The 15,582-nt window shown below is 70.4% G+C and carries 17 protein-coding genes, 1 tRNA gene and 1 riboswitch; of the genes, 10 read left to right on the top strand and 8 right to left on the bottom strand.

What is annotated here, in order from left to right; translation table 11 throughout:
* The first annotated feature begins 3 nt into the window (after nt 1-3).
* From PP359_RS05005 to PP359_RS04995, 3 genes are read left to right on the top strand one after another with little or no spacing between them, the layout of a single operon-like run.
* Nucleotides 4-498 (top strand): carboxymuconolactone decarboxylase family protein, encoded by a 495-nt coding sequence (locus PP359_RS05005; RefSeq protein ID WP_378794518.1) that lies wholly within the window; start codon nt 4-6, stop codon nt 496-498.
* Entirely contained in the window at nt 495-1,205 is a 711-nt protein-coding gene (locus tag PP359_RS05000) for a tyrosine-protein phosphatase (protein WP_135948406.1), read from the top strand. Before PP359_RS05005 ends, PP359_RS05000 begins: the two co-directional genes overlap by 4 nt.
* A 37-nt stretch (nt 1,206-1,242) precedes the next feature.
* Nucleotides 1,243-1,734, top strand: a complete 492-nt coding sequence (locus PP359_RS04995; protein WP_499250017.1) for an SIP domain-containing protein — start codon at nt 1,243-1,245, stop codon at nt 1,732-1,734.
* Here the strand turns inward: PP359_RS04995 and PP359_RS04990 are convergent.
* The 4 genes from PP359_RS04990 to PP359_RS04975 all read right to left on the bottom strand — a co-directional run bounded on the left by PP359_RS04990 (nt 1,721) and on the right by PP359_RS04975 (nt 5,940).
* Nucleotides 1,721-2,194, bottom strand: a complete 474-nt coding sequence (locus tag PP359_RS04990) for a Fe-S oxidoreductase (RefSeq protein ID WP_112932652.1) — start codon at nt 2,192-2,194, stop codon at nt 1,721-1,723. The genes PP359_RS04995 and PP359_RS04990 overlap by 14 nt on opposite strands.
* Nucleotides 2,191-3,003: an arginase family protein gene (locus PP359_RS04985; protein ID WP_112932653.1), complete on the bottom strand. Its 813-nt coding sequence runs from the start codon at nt 3,001-3,003 to the stop codon at nt 2,191-2,193. Before PP359_RS04985 ends, PP359_RS04990 begins: the two co-directional genes overlap by 4 nt.
* A gap of 90 nt (nt 3,004-3,093) precedes the next feature.
* A complete protein-coding gene (locus PP359_RS04980) occupies nt 3,094-3,831 on the bottom strand; it encodes a PspA/IM30 family protein (RefSeq protein WP_112932654.1) in 738 nt (245 codons plus the stop codon).
* Between the two features lie 78 nt (nt 3,832-3,909).
* A complete protein-coding gene (locus tag PP359_RS04975) occupies nt 3,910-5,940 on the bottom strand; it encodes a TPM domain-containing protein (RefSeq protein ID WP_135948404.1) in 2,031 nt (676 codons plus the stop codon).
* Nucleotides 5,941-6,113: 173 nt separating this feature from the next.
* Between PP359_RS04975 and PP359_RS04970 the strand changes: the two genes are divergently transcribed.
* The 5 genes from PP359_RS04970 (at nt 6,114) to PP359_RS04950 (ending at nt 10,317) form a co-directional block, all read left to right on the top strand.
* Nucleotides 6,114-6,962, top strand: a complete 849-nt coding sequence (locus tag PP359_RS04970; protein ID WP_039414454.1) for a DUF3097 domain-containing protein — start codon at nt 6,114-6,116, stop codon at nt 6,960-6,962.
* Between the two features lie 48 nt (nt 6,963-7,010).
* Nucleotides 7,011-7,757 carry a tRNA (guanosine(46)-N7)-methyltransferase TrmB gene (gene trmB, locus PP359_RS04965; protein ID WP_499250016.1) on the top strand — a complete coding sequence of 249 codons (747 nt, stop codon included), beginning with the start codon at nt 7,011-7,013 and terminating at the stop codon, nt 7,755-7,757.
* 35 nt (nt 7,758-7,792) lie between these two features.
* On the top strand, nt 7,793-9,052 hold the full coding sequence (locus PP359_RS04960) for an MFS transporter (RefSeq protein ID WP_499250811.1): 1,260 nt from the start codon (nt 7,793-7,795) through the stop codon (nt 9,050-9,052).
* The gene (locus PP359_RS04955) at nt 9,049-9,897 is read left to right on the top strand and encodes a CPBP family intramembrane glutamic endopeptidase (protein WP_499250015.1); all 849 of its coding nucleotides are present in this window, start codon (nt 9,049-9,051) and stop codon (nt 9,895-9,897) included. The genes PP359_RS04960 and PP359_RS04955 overlap by 4 nt, the downstream gene beginning before the upstream one ends.
* A 22-nt stretch (nt 9,898-9,919) precedes the next feature.
* A riboswitch (guanidine-III (ykkC-III) riboswitch) is annotated at nt 9,920-9,986 on the top strand.
* A 10-nt stretch (nt 9,987-9,996) separates the two neighbouring features.
* Nucleotides 9,997-10,317, top strand: coding sequence for a DMT family transporter (locus PP359_RS04950; protein WP_036318175.1), 321 nt, complete (start codon nt 9,997-9,999; stop codon nt 10,315-10,317).
* 24 nt (nt 10,318-10,341) lie between these two features.
* On the opposite strand, the gene PP359_RS04945 is transcribed toward PP359_RS04950, so the two are convergent.
* Complete coding sequence (locus tag PP359_RS04945) at nt 10,342-12,447, bottom strand: bifunctional lysylphosphatidylglycerol flippase/synthetase MprF (protein WP_499250014.1); 2,106 nt, start codon at nt 12,445-12,447, stop codon at nt 10,342-10,344.
* 58 nt (nt 12,448-12,505) lie between these two features.
* On the bottom strand, nt 12,506-12,667 hold the full coding sequence (locus tag PP359_RS04940; protein WP_167487053.1) for a hypothetical protein: 162 nt from the start codon (nt 12,665-12,667) through the stop codon (nt 12,506-12,508).
* 127 nt (nt 12,668-12,794) lie between these two features.
* Between PP359_RS04940 and PP359_RS04935 the strand changes: the two genes are divergently transcribed.
* Both PP359_RS04935 and PP359_RS04930 read left to right on the top strand, forming a co-directional pair.
* The gene (locus tag PP359_RS04935; RefSeq protein WP_499250013.1) at nt 12,795-14,060 is read left to right on the top strand and encodes an LCP family protein; all 1,266 of its coding nucleotides are present in this window, start codon (nt 12,795-12,797) and stop codon (nt 14,058-14,060) included.
* Nucleotides 14,061-14,168: 108 nt separating this feature from the next.
* The gene (locus PP359_RS04930) at nt 14,169-14,921 is read left to right on the top strand and encodes an SDR family NAD(P)-dependent oxidoreductase (protein ID WP_499250012.1); all 753 of its coding nucleotides are present in this window, start codon (nt 14,169-14,171) and stop codon (nt 14,919-14,921) included.
* Nucleotides 14,922-14,925: 4 nt separating this feature from the next.
* Here PP359_RS04930 and PP359_RS04925 read toward each other — a convergent pair whose 3' ends face one another.
* Nucleotides 14,926-15,408 (bottom strand): hypothetical protein, encoded by a 483-nt coding sequence (locus PP359_RS04925; protein ID WP_295775004.1) that lies wholly within the window; start codon nt 15,406-15,408, stop codon nt 14,926-14,928.
* Nucleotides 15,409-15,447: 39 nt separating this feature from the next.
* Nucleotides 15,448-15,520 (bottom strand) — tRNA-Arg (locus PP359_RS04920).
* Nucleotides 15,521-15,582 lie beyond the last annotated feature (62 nt).

Raw genomic sequence — 15,582 nt, 5'->3', positions numbered from 1 at the left:
CGCATGAGCACCGAGCGTCGCGTCCACCTGTCCCGGTCGGCCCGTCCCGCGTATGACGCCCTCGAGGCGTTCTCCCAGACGGTCGGCACGATCGCCGCCGAGGCGGGCATCGATGCGCGGTTGCGTGAGCTGGTGCTCATCCACGCCTCGCAGCTCAACGGCTGCGCCTACTGCGTGCGCGTGCACGTCGACCGTGCCGCTGCCGCGGGGCTCGGGGTCGACGAGATCGCTCAGCTGGCCACCTGGCGGGAGTCGGGGGTCTTCTCGGCCCGCGAGCGCGCGGCGCTCGAGCTGGCCGAGTGCTACGTGTTCATCCACGAGGGCGGCGTACCCGACGAGGTCTACGATCGCGTCGGCGGCATCCTCTCCGAGCAGGAGTACGTCGCGATCAGCTGGCTGCTGGTGTCGATCAACGCCTTCAACCGCATCACGATAGCCGGCAAGTACCCCGTCCCCCCGCGCGCGGTCCAGAGCGGCGTGGGAGACGATCCGGCGTGAGCATCGTCTCCGGCGCCCTGAACTTCCGCGACGTCGGCGGCCTCCCGGCGAGCGGCAGCGTGACGCGAGCCGGAGTGCTGTTCCGTTCCGGCAATCTCGCCGGGCTGGACGATGCCGGACGCGACGCGCTCGTCGCTCTCGGCATCCGTCGCGTGGTCGACCTCCGCGCCGACGATGAGGTCGCCGTCGAACCCAGCCGCGTCCGCGGTCTGGACCTCGAGACGATCCGGATCCCCCTCTTCCTCGGCTCCGTCGCTTCCTTCTTCGTCGAGGATCGCTCACTCGCCGACGTCTACCGCGGCCTCGTCGACGAGTCGGCCGATCGCATGGTCGCCGTCGCCCGCGCCGTGATCGCGGGTGCACCGGCGCTTGTGCACTGCACCGTCGGAAAGGACCGTACGGGCGTCGCCGTTGCGCTGCTGCTGGACGCCGTCGGCGTCGAGCATGACGCGATCGTGGCCGATTACGCGCGCACCGAAGCCATGCTTCCTGCCCGGCGCAACGCTCGCGTGCTGGCCTATCTGCGCAGCGTGCACCCGGACGCCCGCCATCTCGAAGACCTCGCCACGCGCTCGCCGGCACCGGTGATGCACGAGCTGCTCGAGGACGTACGCGAGCGCTTCGGGTCGGGCGCCGGCTATCTCGTCGCGCACGGTCTGCGCGTCGACGAGGTGGACGCGCTCGCGGAGATCCTCATCGAACGCTGAGGTAAGGCTCGCCTTAATGAGCGTATGATGGGGCATCATGACCTCATCCGCCCCGCACGCCGTGCACGACGAGTCCGCGTGCAAGGCCTCTCGTCACGCGCGGGTGCAGCAGCTCATCACGGCGGACGAGCATGCCCTCGTCGAACTCGAGGCGCTCCTCGCGACGCTGCCGATCTGTTCGACGGGCCGCGTCTTCATCGAGGTTCCCGACGCCTCGTGGATCACTTCGATCGCGGTCCCGGCGCGGATGGTCGTCACCTGGCTCGATCGCTCGCACCGCAGCGGAGAGCCCGGAACCGGTCGTCCCTGTGCTCCCGGCCAGGCCGTGAGTCGAGCGGTGACCGCGTGGGCGGACGAGATGCTCTGCGCCGACGGCGACGAGTCGGCATGTCAGGACGGCACGCGCATCCACCTTCTCGGCGGCTTCCTCGGCACGGCCGACATCTTCGACCACCTCACCGAGCGCCTCGGCATCTCGCCGGCGGCAGTGCATACACCGGCGCGCTTCGGGCTGCTCAGCTCTCGCTGACCGCGCCCGCCGACGCTCCGTGGGGCACGTAGTTGCCCTCTTCGAGCCCGGCGAGGATCTCGAACCTGTTCGTCAGCGGGTTGCGCCCCGCCAGGGCGTACAGCATCGGCATCAGAAAGCCGTAACGGCGCCACTGGCGGGCGTGCACCGCTTCATGCCGCAGCACGGCCTCGCTGATGCGGGGTGAGTCGGTCAGGAAGCAGCCGCCGACGCAGACACCTCCGCGGCCGAACGTCCACGACGGCATCCCCGTGAACACCCAGAGGCCCCCGCGACGCTCGATGCGACCCGTCGACCACAGCGACCCCCAGATCCAGCCGACGGCCGTTCCCCACCAGAAACCCACGAGGCTGACGGGGGAGTCGAGCAGGATGCCGGGGATCAGTGCGTCCAGACGGCGTCCGCGCTCCACCGCGCGGGCCGCACGCTGCTGCCAGCCGGGCGGCGGCGACGCGATCACGCGAGAGCTCCGACGACTCGCAGGATGGTCCCCAGATCGTCGACGGCGGCGGCGGGCGAAGCCGGCGCGAAGCCGGCGATGGACGCTCCCACCAGCGGAGCCGTGCGTCGCACGGCGGCGATGGCTGCGGTCAGCTCCCCGAGCGTCGCACCGAACGGCGTCGGCTGGGTCACGCCGGTGAGCTCGGCGGGATCGAGCACGTCGAGGTCGACGTGGATGTAGACGGCGTCGGCGCCCGTCGCCGCCACGGCGGCGGCGACCGCGGCGCCGTCGCCGATCGCGTCGGCCGGGATCCCGCGGATGTCGCTGCCGGCGAGGTACGCAGCCTCAGCGGGGTCGAGGTCACGGGCGCCGACCAGTACCACGCGATCGGCCGTCACGGCACCGCTTCCCTGCACCGGTCCGCTTTCGCACGCCGCCCGCAGCGCCATGCCGCCGAACGCGCCCGACGGTGACGTCGCGGGCGTGTGGAGGTCGCCGTGCGCGTCGAACCACACCACCGCGAGGTTCCGGTGTCGGGCGGCGGCATGGGCGATCGCGGGGACGGCGATGCCGCAGTCTCCGCCCACGACCAGCGCCGGCTCACCTCCGGTCGCGAGTTCCGCGGTGAGAGCGTCGGCGACCCGGCTCATCGCGCTGAAGCGGCGCACGCCGGTCCCCAGCGCCTCGCCGGCCTCGGCGGGCACCTCGACACGGGCAGTCGCCGCGCGGGGCAGATCGCCGGCGATCGCCTCGGCGCCGTCCACGAGCAGCATCGCACGCGCGGCGGGGGAGCCCTGCCATTGCGGAACCACCACGAAGCGGGTCATCTTCCCGATCCTCCCTGCGCGTTCGCGCGGCGCGAGGCCGGCGTCCCGGCGCCCACGTGCGGGCGGACGCCGGAACGCCGACCGTCCTGTCTACTGCTCGAGCGCTGCCGTGCCGGTGCCGCCGCTCTTCAGGGCGGCCAGGCGCGCCTCGACCTCGGTGAGCTCGCCGACATCCTCGAGCTCGTTGAACTGGGCGTCCAGACTGGATGCCGCGAGCTCCGCCTTGCCGGCGGCGAGAGCCTCCTGGCGGCGCACCTTGTCTTCGAAGCGACCGAGCTCGCTCGTGGGATCGAGCACGTCGATCGACTTGACCGCGTCGTGCACCTTGTTCTGCGCCTCGGCCGTCTTCGCCCGCGCCAGCAGCTCGCTGCGCTTGGCCTTCAGCTGCTCGAGCTTCTGCTTCATGCCGTTGAGGCCGTCCTTGAGCTTGTCGACGACCTCTGTCTGAGACGCGATCGTGGGAGCCACGGCCTTGGCCTCGTTCTCCTCGCTGATCTGGCGCTGCAGGGCGATCTTGGCGAGGTTGTCAAACTTGTCGGCATCCGCCGTGTTGCCGCTCGCGCGCAGCTCATCGGCCTTGCGGCTGGCGGCGAGGGCCTTGTTGCCCCATTCGGCCGCGGCGCGCACGTCTTCCTCGTGGTCGCGCTCGAGCAGACGGAGGTTGCCGATGGTCTCGGCGATCGCCGACTCGGCGTCGGCGATGGAGTTGGTGTAGTCGCGCACCAACTGGTCGAGCATCTTCTGCGGGTCTTCGGCGGCGTCGAGCATCGCGTTGACGTTCGCCTTCACGAGCGTCGAGATGCGACCGAAGATGGACTGCTTTGCCATCGTTTTTCCTTTCCTAACGGGAGAATTCCCAGCGTGCGAGGGGATCGTGCGGTCGGAGGGGGCGAGCGGATGCCGAGCTCAGAAGCGACCTCCGCCGCGTCGCGAGCGGCTGCCGGCGCCGCCGAAACCACCGGGGGAGATGCTGCCGCCCCCGCCGAGGCCGCCGAAACCTCCACCGGAGCGCGAGCGGCCGCCCCCGCCGCCGTTCAGCAGCGAGTTGATGACGATGCCGCCCAGGATCGCTCCCATCATGTCGCCGCCCGTGCCCGTACGCGGCGATCCGCCGGATCCTCCGAACATGCCGCCCTGGAAGACGCCGACGTCGCTCTGCGCCGCCTGCAGGGACTGCGTCGCCAGCTCGTGCGCGCGCTGCGCGGCGGCCAGCGCCTGCGCGGGATCGTTCTGTTGCAGCTGGCGGGCCTGCACGAGTGATGCGCCGGCTTCGGCGAGGCGGGTACGGGCCTCAGCGCCGACCGCACCTCGGCGCGAGGAGATGAAGTCCTCCGCCGCGGAGATCTCGCCCTGCGCCTGTGCGATGAGTCCGCCGAGCTGCGCCGACGCGCGCGCGGCACGCTCCTGCTCGTCGCGGATGCCGGCGAGGACCTCGTCGATCTGTGCGTTGGCGCGGTCCAGGCCCTCGCGGGCGAAGAGCGGGCGCTTCGCGGGGCCGGAGACCAGCGGCCGTGCCGCCTCCACCTGGGCGCGCGTGGCCGCGATCACGGGAGCCAGGCGGCCGTCCCGATCCGGCAGGGCCGTCGCCGCGGCGATGTCGGTCTCGAGGTCGGCGATGAGGGCCGCTGCATCCGTCTCCGCCTGTGCGAGGTCGGCGCGCGTGCGGGCGATGGCGTTCTGCAGCACCTCGGCCTGTGTCACGGCATCCTCCGCGGCGCGGATGCTGACCGCCGCGGCTGCAGCATTGCCGGCGGCGATCTGGGCGGCGGCGGTGCCGAGCAGAGTCTCAGCGAACGCGAGGCGCTGCGATGCCTGCTCGGGGTTGTCGGCGATCGCGGCGAGGGCGAGCGGGTCGTACGCGCCCGTCAAGTCGGTGAGTGTCGCGGCGGCCGCGTCGTGCGCGCCCGCGACGCTCGCCTTCTTCTCGCGGAGGCGCGCAAGCGCGTCGGGCGCGTTCTGCTCGAGCTTGCGCAGTTCGTCGAACGCCGCCGCCTTCTCGTCGAGCTGCGCGTTGGCGGCTTCGCACAGTTCGATGATGCGCGTATTCCAGGCGCGCGCGTCGTCGTCGCTGTCGGGAGTCTCATCGTCGAGCTTCTGCTTGAGGGAGAAGGCCTCGTCGAGCTGAGCCTTCGCACTGGCCAGCGCCGTTTCGAACTCGCGGGAGGCCTCGTCGCCGAACTGCGCCCGGGCGAACCCGAGCTCCTGCTCGCTCGTCTTGACGGCGTCGTCTGTCTGGACGAGGGCCGAGGACGCGCGGCGCGCGAGATCTTCGAGGCTCACCGGCGGGGGCGAGGGTGATCCCGGGAACGAGCTCGCGGGCGATCGACGCCTGCGCGAGCGGATCACGATCCAGATGACCAGCCCGGCCAGGGCGACGACGACGATGACGAGCAGGATCGGCGTGATGATGCCGACGGGGTCGACCGCTGCGCCACCGGTGCCGCCGGCGATGGCGTCGGCCAGTCCGTCTGCGGCGGCGGTCGCGGCGCCGACCCAGTTACCCGCTGACAGTGCCGGCTGCACCCGTTCGCGTTCGATCGTGGTGAGCTCATCACCGGTCACGGGGCCAGCGGAGGAGCCCGACAGGTAGTACTGACGGCCGTCGGTCGAAATCGCCAGGAGGTACTGGTGCGGTCCCAGACCGTTGTTCTGCGCCGTCTCGTTCGCCCAGTCCTCGGGCGCCGACGGATCGGTGAACTGGGGGACGTACGCGACCCAGAGATCGACGCCCGACTTCGCGGTGAGGGCGCGCAAGCGCGTATCGACCTCGGAGATCTGCGCACCGGTCAGCACGCCGGACTGATCCACGACGCGCGACGAGCTGAGAGCCACGGGGCCCGTGGCGATCGCCGCGGTCGCGGCGCCCAGGACGATCGACGTGGCGCCCAGGACGATCGCCGCTGCCGCCGTCAGCGCCAACCACAAACGCGCACGCATGCGTGTTCCTCCCCTGCGCGAGGTGCGGGAACCTCGCTCCTCACGCCGATCCTATGTCGCGAACGGCATGACCCGATAGGCGAGCTGCGGGCATGCCGTGGGTCTTGCCCTCCCCGGCCTGTCCCCGCGCCCGCGGCGGCGGGGGCGGGTATGGTGTCGCGTTCGGAGGAACCATGAACAACGACGGATTCGGCCCCGATCGCTATGGCGCAGACGTTCTGGCCGCGGGATGGCGCGACGCGGGGCGCCGCGCGGTGCCCCGCGTGGCGGCCGCGCCGGACCTCGTCGTGGAGATCGCCGGCGACGGCTTCTGCGGCGCTGTCACCGGCATCCAGTCGGGTCATGTCGAGCTGGAGGACCGCCGCGGTCGCCGTCGACTGTTCCCCCTCGGCGGCGGCTTCCTGATCGATGGACAGGCGGTCGTCCTGGAGGCGCCGAAGGCCGCGGCATCCGGACCCCGCCGCACCGCTTCCGGCTCGTTCGCCGCCGACACGACTCGCGCCCGCGTGGCCCGCGCCTCGCGGATCCTCGTCGAAGGCCGCCACGACGCCGAGCTCGTCGAGAAGGTGTGGGGCGACGATCTTCGGGTCGAGGGCGTCGTCGTCGAGTACCTGCAGGGCGTCGACCTGCTCGAAGAGGTGCTGCGCGAGGAGCCGCCCGGACCGGGACGACGCTACGGAGTGCTCGTCGATCACCTCGTGCCCGGGTCGAAGGAGTCGCGCATCGCCGACGCCGTCGCCCGGGGGCCGCACGGCCCTCACGTGCGGATCGTCGGCCACCCCCACATCGATGTGTGGCAGTGCGTGACCCCGCGTGCGCTCGGCATCGCGGCGTGGCCGGACGTGCCCCGCGGCATCGAGTGGAAGGTGGGCGTGAGCCGGGCTCTCGGGTGGCCCGCCCGCGACCAGGCCGACATCGCCCGCACGTGGCAGCGCATCCTCGCAGCCGTGCACAGCTACCGCGACCTCGACCCGGCGCTGCTGGGACGTGTCGAAGAGCTCATCGACTTCGTCACCGCGTGAACCCGTCGTCACCTCTGTAACCGGAGTGCTCGCCGGTACCCTGGTCGGATGCCGCACGAGACAGATGCTCCCCGTTTCCGCGACAAGCCCGTCTCATTCGTGCGCCGCAGCGGCCGGATGAGCGACGCGCAGGAGCGCGCCTGGGCGGAGCTGGCCTCGCGGTACGTCATCGACGTGCAGCGCGATGCCGCGGCGACCAGCGTGCTTCCGGGGACCTCGGTCGTGCCCGCCGAGGTGTTCGGCCGCGCTGCGCCCCTGACCGTGGAGATCGGATCGGGCCAGGGTCATGCGATCGTCAGCGCTGCGGCCGCCGCGCCTGACCGCGACTTTCTTGCGGTGGAGGTGTTCCGTGCGGGGCTGGCCCGTACGATGCTCGACGCCGACCGCGACGGCATCCGCAACCTCCGCCTCGTCGAGGCGAACGCGCCCGAGGTCCTCGAGCACCTGCTGCCGGAGGCCAGCGTGGACGAGTTGTGGATCTTCTTCCCCGACCCGTGGCACAAGGCCAAGCACAACAAGCGTCGACTGATCGCGCCGCCGTTTCCGCCGCTGGCGGCACGGGCGCTGCGCGACGGCGGACGCCTGCGGCTCGCGACCGACTGGGAGGACTACGCGCGGCAGATGCGTGAGGTCCTGGCCGATGCCGAGGAGTTCGTCCCGGCGTTCGACGGTGAATGGGCCGAGCGGTTCGACGGGCGCGTGATGACGGCGTTCGAGCGCAAGGGCATCGCGAAGGGTCGCGAGATCCGCGACCTGGATTATCGCCGTCTGCCGCGCACGGCGTCGGGCGCGTGAGCGCGCCGCCGCGCGCCCGCGATCGCTGGCGGGCCATGCGGCCTCTGGCCCACCGTGACTTCCGCATCCTCTTCGGCGCGGTCGTGCTGTCGATCTCCGCGGCCGGGATGTGGGCGGTCGTCATGGTCTATGCGGTCATCCGCATCGACGAGGACCCCGTCCAGCTGTCCGTCGTCGCCGCCGCGAACGCGATCGGCCTTCTCGCCTGCGCGATCCCCGGCGGGATCGCCGCCGACCGGCTGCCGCGGCGCCTGATCCTGCGTGCCGTCGAGACGGCGAACGTCTTGGCCGTCGGCTCCGTCGTCGTGGTGGGCCAGTTCGGCACCCTCACGATCGCGCACCTCACGATCGTCTCGCTCGTGCTCGGCGCCGGGGCGGGCTTCTTCTTTCCCTCCTACAGCGCGATCCTTCCGCGCATCCTTCCGGCCGAGCACCTGCTGCCGGCGAACGGGCTCGAAGGCGCGGTACGTCCCGCCCTGCAGCAGGCCGCCGGCCCCGCGATGGCGGGACTTCTCCTCGCCGCGCTGATCCCGAGCCAGGCCGCCGTCGCCGTGCTCCTCGCCCACGCGGCGGCACTCGTGCTGCTGCTGTTCCTCCGCCCCGAACCGGCTCCCGACCCCGCCGAGGCGTCCGACGGCGCCGTGTCGGGCCGGAGCATCCGCCACGACCTCGTCGAAGCCGTGCTCTTCACGATCCGCACCCCGTGGCTGCTGTGGACGCTGCTGTTCGCGACGATCTGGGTGCTCGTGACGATGGGCCCGGAGGAGGTCCTGCTGCCGTTCGTCACCCGCGAGCGCTTCGGCCCCGATCCGCGTCTGTTCGGGTTTCTGCTGGCGTGCTTCGGCGCCGGCGGAGTGGTGGGATCGGTCGTGGTCTCGTCGCTGCGGATGCCGCGACGCTACCTGAGCGCGATGACTCTCGTGTGGGGTCTCAGCACCCTGCCGTTCGTGGTCATCGGCCTCACGCACGAATACTGGCTCATGGCGGTGAGCGGTTTCGCGTGCGGCTTCGGCTTCAGCTACGGCAACGTCATCTGGGGCACGCTCCTGCAGCGACGTGTCCCGCGCCACATGCTCGGGCGCATCTCGAGCCTGGACTTCTTCGTCTCCCTCGCGCTCATGCCCATCTCCATGGCGCTCGCCGGCCCCCTGTCGACCGTCGTGGAGATCCCCGTGATCTTCGTGGTCGCCGGCCTCGTGCCCTTCGTGCTGTCGCTGCTGGTGCTGTGGATCGCGCGGATGCCGCGGGACGAGATCGCCCACCCCCTCGAGGACGACGGGGAGAACTCACCGTGACCGAGCGCGTCGATGCCGGGCGGCTCGGGGTCGGCGTCCTGCCGGCGGTGGCGGTGTGCCTCGCCGCGCCCGCTTTCTTCGTCCTGCGCCAGCCGCTGCTCGGCATCGCCCTTCTGGTCGTCGGGGTCGCGGGCGCGATCGCCCTCGAGCGGGGCCGGGTCGCGGCATCCACGCCGTCGCTCGCGCGGGATCTGTCGCTCATCGCGATGGGGATGCTGGTGGTGAGCTCGATCTCGCTGGAGGCCCAGCTCGACACTGTGTCGATGCTGCGGTTCACTCTGGCGCTGGGCGGCGCGGTCGCGCTGCCGTATGCCGTGTCGCGATGGGTCTACCGCGATCGCGCGATCCGCTTCCCCTGGCGCGGCGGGGCACGATGGCGCGGCTGGCAGTGGGGGTGGCTCGGGGCCGTGCTGGCGCTCGGCTGGCTGATCCTGCCGTTCTACTTCATCACGTCGGGCGTGTACCGCAACTGGCCGGTGGTGGACACTCCCGACCTCATCGCCCGGCTCTTCGTCGGCGTCGGCGCCGTGGGCATCTGGGACGAGCTGTTCTTCATCTGCACGGTGTTCGCACTGCTGCGCCGTCATCTCCCGGATGCCGCGGCCAATCTGCTGCAGGCGGTCGTGTTCGTCTCCTTCCTGTGGGAGCTCGGCTACCGCGCCTGGGGGCCGGTGCTCACCATCCCGTTCGCTCTCCTGCAAGCCGTCATCTTCCTCAAGACCCGTTCGCTGGGCTACGTCGTCACGGTGCATCTGCTCTTCGACGCCGTCGTCTTCGCGGTCCTCGTGCACGCACACAATCCGGGGCTGTGGGACGCGGTCTTCCTCGTCGCGCCCGGCTCGTGATCAGGGAGAGCCGTTAGTCTGCACGAAGACCCCGACAGGGTCTCCGGACGAGGGATCCCAGTACCCGGTGAGCGACAAGACTGGCCGGAAGGTCACGTCATGTCCTGGGTCATCCTCATCGTCTCCGGCGTTCTCGAAGCGGTCTGGGCGACCGCGCTCGGCAAGTCCGAAGGTTTCAGCCGACTTGTTCCGACGATCGTGTTCGCCGTCTCGCTGACCGCCAGCATGGGCGGTCTGGCGTGGGCCATGCGCGACATCTCCACCGGCACCGCGTACGCCGTGTGGGTCGGGATCGGGGCCTCGCTCACCGTCGCCTACGCCATGATCACCGGCGACGAGCAGTTCTCGCTCGTGCGGCTGCTGCTCATCCTCGGCCTCGTCGGGTGCGTCGTCGGACTCAAGCTCGTCGGTCACGACTGAGCGTGCCGCGGCATCCGTCGACGCTCAGCGCTCACCGCGCAGCAACTCCAGCCCCGCGCTCGCGAACTGCCGCGTCGTCGCGGAGGGTAGGAACGCACGCGTGAGGCCCGCGCCGATCCGCGGCAGGTCGGCCTCGTCGCGGAACAGCAGCGACATGGTCTCGTAGCGCGGGTGGAACTTCTGCTTGAAGCGGTGCAGCGACTGGAACCCGTACACCGGCTCGAGCGCATCGGACAGGCGCGTGCTCAGCGCCGCGAGCCCCTGGGCCTCGGGCGGGTACTCGTGGGTGAGCGGCGCGCCGGACAGCGACATGAACTCGGCACCCTCGTCGCGGAAGGCGACGGCCGAGCTGCCGATGAGGTACTCCATCACCGGCCCGAACCCGTGCTCGCGGCGACGCATCAGGTCGAGGGTCCATCCGCGCACGACGCCCTCGCCGTACACCGGCATCCACGACAAGAAGCCGTGCACGTCGCCCCGTGCGTCGAGGGCGAGCGCGATGCGCACCTCGGGGTCGTCTGCTTCGGCGAGCGTTCCGAGCGTGAAGCGCATCTCAGGCAGTTGCTTCTCGCCGACCCACTGGTTCGAGATCGCCTGCAGCTGTGTACGCACACCCCACGACTCGTCGCGCAGGTGCGTCAAGCGGAAGGTCATCTCCTCGCGTCCGGCGCGGTTGAGGGTCGTGCGCACCGAGTTCCACCGCTTGCCGGTGTACGCGAGCCCGGGCAGATCGACGATGGTGTCGTCGGCGACGACGAGTGCGCGCCACCCGCCCGGCACGGCCGCCTGCGTGGCCGCCCCGGCGCTAAAGAAGCAGGGGATGAGCGCCGCCTCCTCGGCTGCCGCGATGAACTCGGCCACCGACGCCGCCCGACCCTCCTCGGGACCCAGGGGATCGGCCAGAGCGATCGCCGCCCCCGCACGGATCTGGTAGGCGACGATGCCGGTGCTCGTACGCAGGTAGCTGTTGCCGTCCCACGTCGTCATCCACGACAGCGTGCCACCGCCGTGGGCGCGGATGAGGTCGGCCACCTCCCGGGAGTCCGGTTGAGCGTCGGGCGTCCCGAGCCCGCTGCGCCGCGCACCGGAAAAGGCGCCGCGCACCACGATCAGATAGACGAGCAGCACGAGCGCGATCAGGCCGCTGCCGATCTCGATCGCGGTCTCGCCGTCGACGGGGACACCGAGGTCGAGACGCACGTCCAGCGTGACGATGACCGCGAGCAGCGCCGCGGCCAGGATGTTCAACGCCAGCAGCACGAGAGCGCAGATCCACGCCCAACGCCGCGCGCGCCGCAGTCCCTGGGCGATCACGAGCACCACGACGACGTCGATGGCCGTCGTCGTCCAGTCGCTGGAGAGCGGGTCGGTCGTCCCGAACGGGCCGTAGGTCGGGATCAGCGTCAGGATCACTTCGATGCCGACGAAGGCGAGCATGCCGAGGAAGGCGATCAGTCGCTGCTCGCGGATGGTGGCGCGACGCGGTCGCAGGGTGCGGTCGAACACGAGCACGACGAGCACGGCGATGAGGTGGGAGAGGTCGGCCACGGTCCCCAGGACCAGGACCCCGACGATGACAACCGCGATGAGAACGAGCCACGCCCGCAGACGCCACGGCGAGGCCAGCAGGCCGATCACGGCGGCGATACAGGCGAAGGTACCGCCGCTGGCGCCCACGTCGAGGGTGGTCGCGGTGTCCTGCACCCATTCCCAGCCGGAGAAGACGCTCAGCACGGCCAGGAGCAGTGAGGTCGCCAGGACCGCCACGACCTGCCCGATCCAGAAGTACGCGAGTGCCACGCGGGTGCCGCGGGCGTATTCGAGCAGGCCCATCCCGACGAAGCCGAGCAGGGTCGGCACGAACAGCCACGGCTCGGCGACGAAGAAGGTTCCGGTGAGGGGAGTCCACCATCGACCGGCCTCCAGCGCGGGCAGGCCGTACGCCCACGTGTCCATGCCTGCGCTCTCGTCGAAGGGCAACCACAGGCCCTGCGAGAGGATGCCGACGACGAGGATCGCCCCGACGGTGAACAGTGTCGCCGGGAGGTGGCGCACGATGCGGATGAGAGCGTGTGTACGGGCCGCGGAGTCGGCGGGCGCGGGGGAGGCGGCGGGGACGGTCTCCGTCATCCCTTCACCGTAGCGGCCCGCAGGCGTCGCATCGAGGACGCGACGCCTGCGGGAAGGCTCACAGCCGCTCCAGCAGGGCGGGGCCGAACACGAGCGCCGCGGCGAGAGGGACGACGAGCAGACCGATCGCGATGACGGCGATGGCGAGCATGCTGCCCAGCACCGAGAGGACCGCGGCGCCGGCGGTGGAGGAGGGACGAGCGAAGAGCGAGCTGGCCATGCTTCGACGCTACGAACCGCGGGGTGGGCTCCACATCGTGCCGCGGATGCATCGGCATCCCTCGGGAGGATGATCCTCCCAGGCCTCTCACACCGGGGCGATAGGTTGCCTCTGACACGATCTGTCGGTGTCTCGAACGTCTCGTCCCGTCTCACGCCGCGTGCAGATCCGGCGCCGCCGTCTCACGGTCGGAATACTCGCCGTCCTGGTCGCCGCGATCATCGCGGTGGTGGCCGTCGTGGCCTCCGACCTCAACGGCATCCACCGCTCCGACATCGCGATGCCGTCGGCCAGCCCCGGCGTCGCGCAGAACACGGGAGAGGTCAACATCCTGGTGATGGGACTGGACAGTCGCGTCGATCAGGACGGCAAGCCCTTCCCGCAGGAGATCTACGACGCGATCCACGCGGAGGATGAGAGCGTCGGCGGCTACAACACGAACGTGCTGATGTTCATCCACATCCCCGCCAACGGCGGCAAGGCGGTCGGCATCTCGATCCCGAGGGACGACTACGTCGAGTACGCGAACGCGCCCGACGGAGTCACGAAGGGCAAGATCAAGGAGGACTACGGCCGCACGTTCCAGGCCACGTACGACGAGCTGACCGGCAACGGCACCGACGATGCGACGGCGTATCAGCGAGCCCGCGACGCCGCGCGGCAGGCGCAGATCCAGACCGTCTCGTCGTTTCTCGGCGGCGTGCGCATCGACCACTTCGTCGAAGTGACGATGGCCGCGTTCTATCGCGTCGCACAGGCGGTGCAGCCGATCACGGTGTGCCTGAACCAGGCGACGGCCGACACGTTCTCGGGCGCGAACTTCGCCGCGGGGATGCAACAGATCGATGCCGCGCAGGCGATGGCGTTCGTGCGGCAGCGTCGCGACACGCAGTACGAGAACGTCGATCTCACCGACCTCGACCGCACGCGCCGGCAGCAGGCGTTCATGATCTCCCTCGCCGTCAAGCTGAAGAGCGCCCAGACCTTCACCGACTTCGGGGCGATGCGCTCGCTCATCGACACGGCGAAGCAGTACGTCGCGATCGATCAAGGGTTCGATCTGCTGAGCCTCGCGAGCACCGCGCAGCGTCTGGCGGGCGGGGACATCACTTTCCAGACGCTTCCAGTGGAGCGGTTCGGCACGATCGACGGCGAGAGCGTCAACATCGTCGATCAGGACAAGATCGCCGGCATGGTCAGCGACCTGCTCAACCCGCCGTCGCCGACGTCCGCGCCCACCGATGGCGCCACGGATGCCGCGACCGACGCGCCGAGCTCTCCCTCCGACGGGGGAGACGGGTCCTCACCGTCGCCGTCGGTGTCGCCGACCCCGCAGAGCTACACCAACTCGCAGCAGCCGATGGTCTCGGGTGCGGTGCCCTGCGTGAACTGACGAGGGGCAGATCCATAGCCGCACGCCCTCCCGGTGCCGTCCTGATCGGCGTACCGTCGAGATGACAGCGACGATCCGGCCGCTGCCGTTGCATGCGAAGGAGCAGCCATGGAACAGGCGTCGGGATTCACGGGGCAGACGATCATCGTGACGGGGGCGGGATCGGGCATCGGTCGGGCGACCGCGTTGCGCTTGCATCGTGAGGGCGCTCGCGTGATCGGCGCCGACGTCTCCGCCGAACGGCTCGACGCACTGCGTGCCGAGGCGTCGGACGAGCGAATGGTGACGGTGGCCGGCGACATCGCCGAGGCGGCGACGATCCAGCGGATCATGGATGCCGCGGGCTCGACCGTGGACGGGCTGGCGAATGTCGCCGGCATCATGGACGCGTTCCTTCCGCCGGCCGAGGTCGACGACGAGACGTGGGATCGGGTGTTCCGCGTGAACCTCACGGCGCCGATGCGGCTGACCCGTGCCGTGCTCCCCGGGATGATCGCCCGTGGCGGAGGCGCGATCGTCAACGTCGCGTCGGAGGCGTCACTGCGCGCATCGGCGTCGGGCGTCGCGTACACGTCGTCGAAGCATGCGCTGGCCGGGTTCACGAAGAGCGTGGCTTTCTTCTACGGACCGCAGGGCATCCGCGCCAACGCCGTGGCCCCGGGCGCCGTCGCGACCAACATCGAAGCGCCGATGAGGAGCGCGTACGCGGCCGGTCGGATCGGACCGATCATGCAGGCGCTGATGACCCCCGTCGCGACCGCCGAGCAGCTCGCCTCGGCGATCGTGTGGCTGCTGAGTGATCAGTCCGCCAACATCAACGGCGTGATCCTGCCGAGCGACGGCGGCTGGTCGACGATCTGACGGTTCAAGACGATGCGCGCGGTCGCAGGGCGAGGGCCGTCGACCAGACGATTCCCGCAATCGCGCACGCGAGCGAAGCAAGCCACCACGTGAGGGCGAGCTGCAGCGTCCACGACCCGTAGCGGTGGGGCTCTTCTGCGCCCAGCTCGGAGAGGGGCAGATCCCAGGCGACCAGAACGATGAACCACGACGTCGCGATCGCCGCCCAGATCCACACCGACCCACGCAGCAGCGTCATGCGGATCCACGGCTTCGTGCGGATGATGACTCGCGCCCGCACGAGCGCGGCGGCAAGCACACCCATCGCAAAGATGACCCACACCACCGTCGCCGCCACCGTTCTTCCCGTCACAAGCGTGAGCGCGTGGGCCGGGGTGTAGCCGTAGCTTTCGGGAACGCCGACTGTCGCCGCCACCACACCGATAACGATGCTGGCGGTCGCGACCACCGTGAAGACGACGATGATGCGCGTGCGCGCGGTCACCATGGGCGAGATCGTACGCCAGGTGACCTCGGATATGTGGAGTGCCCCCGACAGGAATCGAACCTGCGACCTTTGGTACCGGAAACCAACGCTCTATCCCCTGAGCTACGGAGGCGTACCGATCGAGGGTATCACCGACGGGGCGTCCGCTACGCCGCCGGTCGGCCTGGATCGGGG

It is taken from the genome of Sphingomonas sp. BLCC-B65, from assembly GCF_028550675.1.
Lineage (GTDB): Bacteria > Actinomycetota > Actinomycetes > Actinomycetales > Microbacteriaceae > Microbacterium.
This window is presented reverse-complemented; position numbering and strand designations above follow the sequence as displayed.